Genomic DNA, 5,259 nt, shown 5'->3' on the forward strand with positions numbered 1-5,259 from the left:
TATTGACATTAAGTCCTAATAAGCGTCCTTTCTACCAACAAGGTCAAAGAGCTATGAGACTTATTCTGTCTGCATTCTAGCCCTTTTTGTAGCCCCTTAAGGTGTTAGAGTCGCCAGGACAAAGGTGGTGGAAGACAGCCCAAGAAATCTGGGGTTACGATGTCCGCAATCGATTAGTTGCTGATATGTTTTATGACGATGGTGCAGAATTCATCAAGTTTACTAACGGCAAGGAAATAACAGTCGAAACAGCATGGCGTTGGGAATGGGAACGAGTTCTCAAATATGCCAGTAGTTGAGCGTACACATCTGGAATATTCTTTGCTTTATTTGCCAGCCCAAACATTCTAAGATGCTACATCTAATTCCTCAGTTTCTGGCTTTTGCTGCTGACTAGCAGCATCCAATTCCTCAATAAAAGCATCAATTGCTTTGGCAGCAGACTGCTTGCCTACTTTCATTTGAGAAAGAACATTGGAACGTATTGCCTCATAATCTGGCTTGGATTGCTGCACCACAGAAACAGCTTCTTGTGTTTGGCTGTTAACTTCACCCGGACGCTGCGTGATTAAATCCTTGATCTGGTCTATTGCCGAAGTTAGTTCCTGTTTGAGAATTTGTTTTATCTCTTGATCATCAGATAATGTCTGCCCAGCTTTTGACTGACCCAGAATACCTTTTAGCAATCTGGTTGCTGTTTGATTGAGCGACTCATTTTCGGAGATTTGCATTGCTGAAAGTGCTTTAACTTCAGCATCACTTAGCTGAATTGATATTGAAACTTTAGACATACTATACACTCCGGTAAGTATTGAGATTTAATTAATGGATTTTTGTTGATTAATATCTGTATACAGCCTCTATCACAGTACTTTGCCGGGTGTATACAGTCCGGATCATCAAATTATTAACTAATTTAATGAGAAAAACGTCCCACTATCAACAGATATTATTGCAGATGGCTGAATTTAGTCTTTTATCACCCGAATAATCGACATCTCTATCTCTGCTGATCAAAGAAGCGATCGCGCTAGGTTGATTCTTCTTAAGTCTAGGATTTTTTGCAATTCTTATCATTAGTCTTACTTTTCCTCGCCCATTCCACAGCTTTTCCACAGGCACTTTCAGTTTCTCCACAGACAATCGACAAACCCATAGGCTTTGGTTGCATAGCTGGGGATTTTATTTCCTGGCTTGGGAAAAACTTAATTACTGAGTTTCAATTAAGTAACGTAACGAAAATACATTTCAAACCCTAATAATGCTGTAAATCTTGATTCTTTCTGTACTGTTAGTTAACATTTCGTAGCATTGACAAACCCACCCCTTCTGGCCGCACAATAATTCGACTAGCTTCTATAATTCTGTAAGCTGCAATAACCAACTGTATAAACTTGGTTCAGTAGTTAAAGAATATTTGGTAACAGCCTTTAGCTGCGTCACTCAAAGCTAGTTGCCCTGATTGATTTGCTAGAAGCTCTCACTTATGAACGCAACCGTTAGCATCCTCACCGAAATTCCTGCACCGCTACATGAGTGTCTCAAAGACTACTTACAACAGCATCCTGATTGGGATGAAAACCGAGTATTGACGGCGGCAGTCTCTCTGTTTCTGCTACAAAATGCCCAGGGCGATGCCTGCGGCAACCCCTTCGGGCAACGCCGAGTGGCGCAAGTTTATCTAGAGACTTTGTTCCGTCGTCATTAAGGAACAATTATCATATATTCTGAAGAGCTAAATAATCCTACAGACTAGGGCTTGTTTCGTGCACTGATTGGTAAAGAACTAATGCATTGCCACGCAGAATCTCAACAGAAATTGACTCAGCTTCAGCTACAGTAATATCAGAATCTCTAACTGCTTGCTCTAATACTTCTGCTAAAATTTGGCGACCCCATTTTGCACCCAAGTAGTATAGCTCAGGGATGGAATGAGCATCGGAAGAATACATCAACTTCGTAGTGGGAGCTAATTCTAACAATTGCTGGATTGCTTGTCGCATCCCGGAAACGCTTAAAAAAGGGATTGCTAAACCAAAATCTAAATAAACCTGAGGATAGACAGAAGCTAAATAACCAGCCTCTCGCATATAAGGATAAGAAGCGTGTAGCAATACTATTGGTACACTACGGAACTGTGGCGACTCTAGTAAATATCGCAGATTGAGAGGATTGGCTAATCGTAAATCTAAGTCAGGATCTCCATAACCAGTATGAAATTGTACTGGGAAATGGTGTTTAGCAGCTATTGATAGTGCCTGTTGTAACAGAAAATCAATCAGGGGTTTATTTGTTAAACGCAAAGGTTGATTGTGCAGTTGTAGCTTGAAATTGTTAAAGTGAACCGCAGCCTCCTGGGGGGCTACGAATTGAATATCTAAACCACTGCGGTAACAGACAATAGTTTTAAAAGCTACAACTCCAGGCGGTGGGGGATCAAGTGCACTGTGGAATCTGTCTAGAAAAGTTGCAAAATTAGGTGATTGCCCAATTAATTGTTCAGCTAACAGTTCTAATCTCAGAATCCGTCGCACCGGAGTCAGGCGTTCATGCCATGACAGAGGTAGTATAGTTTCGGGCTGTAAACCATCATCTAAATAAATTGCTTCTAAGTTAGCAGCCTGAAAATACATCCGCGTTAGTGCTTCTAATCCCAAGTTTTTCCGCCTTGCCAAAATTGCTGTCTCTTGTGCTTCGCAGTTTAATAAAACAGCAAGATCGCGCAAACTACGCCGATAAAAGAAAGTATGACGAGCATGGTAGTCCCTAATTTCTGGAGCATAGCCCTCGGTAAAAGAAGCTGCAAAAGGAAACTGAGCAGCTACTTCTGGTTTTAATATGTTATGAGCGTGTTGGTCAATTAAAGGAATATCAGCCAGATTCATTTTTAGTCAGGAGTAGAGAGTGGTGGAAAATTAAGTTCATCAGGCCGGCTGTTGCTTTTGGCATAAGTAGTCTTAAACTTGGCAGTTTTGCTAGTATTTCTCTAATAGGGTTTTCACTTCTTCGTTGAATTCCCAATCCTTCATCGCTTGCCACTCTGCTTGACGTACTGCTAAGAAAGCTTTGGCTAAGTTGGGATTTAAAGCTGTTAATAGAATATCGTCTTGCTGGAGGTGAACAATAGCTTGCCCTAAATTATCTGGTAATGGGTGTATTTGATTCTGGGTACGTTCTTCAGTTGATATATATCCTGGGTCTTGATTTACTGGGTTTGGTGGTGTTAAACCACGTTGTACACCATCAAGCCCAGCAGCAATCACAGCACCTAAAGCTAAGTAAGGATTTGCACAAGCATCTACAGTTTTTAATTCTAAATGAGTGGGACAGCCCATTCCAGGGTCACTAGGAACTCTAACGGCGGCCTCTCGATTGTCTAATCCCCAACAACGGTAAGCACCACTCCAACTATGAGGGCGAATACGACGGTAAGAATTAGTACTTGGGGTAGTTAGTGCCATCAACCCTGGAAGATGACATAGAATCCCCGCAATAAATTGTAATGCTACTTCAGAAAGTCCATAGACGCTCCCAGGCTCAGGTAATAGATTTTTCTCCTCATGCCAAATACTCAAATGGATATGACAACCACTACCAGCTGAATCTAAGAAAATTTTAGGTAAAAATGAAGCGATGAGGTTGTGGCGATGAGCGATGGCTCTAACAGTTTCTCTAAAAGCGATTTGCCAATCAGCTGCTTGTAAAGCATCGGTATAGCGCATAGAAATTTCCTGCTGACCGGGGCCTGATTCTGGATAATACTGTTCAACTGGTATTCCTTGAGCAATCAGCGCGTCAGAGATGTCATCAATTACTTCACGATGGAGATCCATTGCCACAGTTGAGGCAAAAACTGTGGAGTCAGCCCCAATGATGCCATCAGGTGTTTGCCGCAGTAAGTAAAACTCATTTTCAAAGGCTGCCTTGATTTCCAAACCATTTGACACAGCTGCTGCAATCATCTGCTGTAAAAAATTTCGTGGGCATAATGCCCAAACAGCACCATCAAGTATCATATTGCCCATAACGCGGGCATGACCTGGACTATAAGGTAAAGGTTTGAGGCTAGACCAATCGGGGACTAAGCGAATTTCACCAACTGGCCCTAAATTTGTTTCTGGCACGACTGCATCGTACATCACCGGAACTCCTTGCTGTCCTACAGAAATTCCCACTCCATGTTCAAAGTAGTTAGCTAACATTCCTAGATGTACAGCTTTGCCACGGATAATGTTAGCATTATCGCACCAAAGAATTCGCACAAATTTAACACCTGTCTCTTCTAAATATTTATGTATTTTTTTAAAGTTAGTTTTTTTTACCATTGTTAATTACTTTGATCCGGGTACAGCAACTAATATCTTACATTTCTATTAGCTTATTTTTTAGTCAAAAACTGCTCCAGGAAAATCAGTTTTAGCTCATCAGTAAAACTTACACATCTGGATGCTCTTTTCTCTTCAAAAATAACAATCTGACACTATGATTATTGAGATTTATTTATGGACTATCTACCACTGACACAACAAATTACTTTTTTATATACCCATGATTTAATTACCTCAACACTTTTCTACGAAGAAAAACTGGGCTTAAAGTTGTGGCTTGACCAAGGAAGCTGTCGGATTTATAGCGTATGTGGCGATGCCTACTTGGGATTATGCCAAATAGAGCTAGCATCAGTTTCAGCATCCCAAAAGCAGCCAAATGTAATTTTTACCCTAGTAACTCAGCAGGTAGATGAGTGATACGAATGCCTTAAAAGACGCGGAGTTGAATTTGAAAAAACCCCTACTTTGAATGAAAAATATAAAATTTATCACTGCTTTTTGCGTGACCCGAATGGTTACTTAATTGAAATTCAACGGTTTGAAAATCATAAGTAGTTAAAAGCCCAAGCCAAATTTCTCCTAGCTGTAGTTTTTGTATCAACTGTTGTTGTTGCAGCGTCGGTGTTCCCACTGGCGGTAATGGCGTTTGGCTTCGTGAAGATGAATATCCAACTACTAAAGCAACCAGCACAGTAGCAACTGATATCCAAAAGCGATTAAGATTTAAGCCAGAGTTACTTATAGTTTTCAATAAACTTCCTGATAACAGCTACAAGCATTTTAGTAATATCAAATATAACTTTGTATTGTCAGGATTTCGGAAATACCCCTCTTCTGTCACTTTCCGGGTATTCTAAATAAAAAGATGAACAGAAAAAACTCTGAAAGGGAAGTAGGGCAATGGATGTAGAATTACAAATCCTCAAAC

7 protein-coding genes are annotated in these 5,259 nt (G+C 40.5%); 3 read left to right on the forward strand and 4 right to left on the reverse strand.

All coding sequences use genetic code 11. From position 1 onward, the window contains the following. The first annotated feature begins 101 nt into the window (after nucleotides 1-101). Nucleotides 102-299, forward strand: a complete 198-nt coding sequence (locus tag H6G76_RS35935; protein ID WP_242056683.1) for a hypothetical protein — start codon at nucleotides 102-104, stop codon at nucleotides 297-299. Nucleotides 300-347: 48 nt separating this feature from the next. Here H6G76_RS35935 and H6G76_RS35940 read toward each other — a convergent pair whose 3' ends face one another. Continuing rightward, a complete protein-coding gene (locus H6G76_RS35940; protein ID WP_190710962.1) occupies nucleotides 348-791 on the reverse strand; it encodes a hypothetical protein in 444 nt (147 codons plus the stop codon). A gap of 695 nt (nucleotides 792-1,486) precedes the next feature. Between H6G76_RS35940 and H6G76_RS35945 the strand changes: the two genes are divergently transcribed. After that, the gene (locus tag H6G76_RS35945) at nucleotides 1,487-1,708 is read left to right on the forward strand and encodes a DUF2811 domain-containing protein (RefSeq protein ID WP_190710963.1); all 222 of its coding nucleotides are present in this window, start codon (nucleotides 1,487-1,489) and stop codon (nucleotides 1,706-1,708) included. 37 nt (nucleotides 1,709-1,745) lie between these two features. On the opposite strand, the gene H6G76_RS35950 is transcribed toward H6G76_RS35945, so the two are convergent. Both H6G76_RS35950 and H6G76_RS35955 read right to left on the reverse strand, forming a co-directional pair. Beyond that, nucleotides 1,746-2,885: an amidohydrolase family protein gene (locus H6G76_RS35950; RefSeq protein WP_190710964.1), complete on the reverse strand. Its 1,140-nt coding sequence runs from the start codon at nucleotides 2,883-2,885 to the stop codon at nucleotides 1,746-1,748. A gap of 90 nt (nucleotides 2,886-2,975) precedes the next feature. Then, nucleotides 2,976-4,325: a glutamine synthetase family protein gene (locus H6G76_RS35955; protein ID WP_190710965.1), complete on the reverse strand. Its 1,350-nt coding sequence runs from the start codon at nucleotides 4,323-4,325 to the stop codon at nucleotides 2,976-2,978. Nucleotides 4,326-4,502: 177 nt separating this feature from the next. Between H6G76_RS35955 and H6G76_RS36775 the strand changes: the two genes are divergently transcribed. After that, complete coding sequence (locus tag H6G76_RS36775) at nucleotides 4,503-4,748, forward strand: hypothetical protein (RefSeq protein ID WP_199337650.1); 246 nt, start codon at nucleotides 4,503-4,505, stop codon at nucleotides 4,746-4,748. A 43-nt stretch (nucleotides 4,749-4,791) separates the two neighbouring features. On the opposite strand, the gene H6G76_RS35965 is transcribed toward H6G76_RS36775, so the two are convergent. After that, the gene (locus H6G76_RS35965) at nucleotides 4,792-5,082 is read right to left on the reverse strand and encodes a hypothetical protein (RefSeq protein WP_190710966.1); all 291 of its coding nucleotides are present in this window, start codon (nucleotides 5,080-5,082) and stop codon (nucleotides 4,792-4,794) included. Nucleotides 5,083-5,259: the final 177 nt, after the last annotated feature.

Origin of the sequence: Nostoc sp. FACHB-152 (genome assembly GCF_014697475.1) — a bacterium.
Taxonomy (GTDB): domain Bacteria; phylum Cyanobacteriota; class Cyanobacteriia; order Cyanobacteriales; family Nostocaceae; genus Nostoc_B.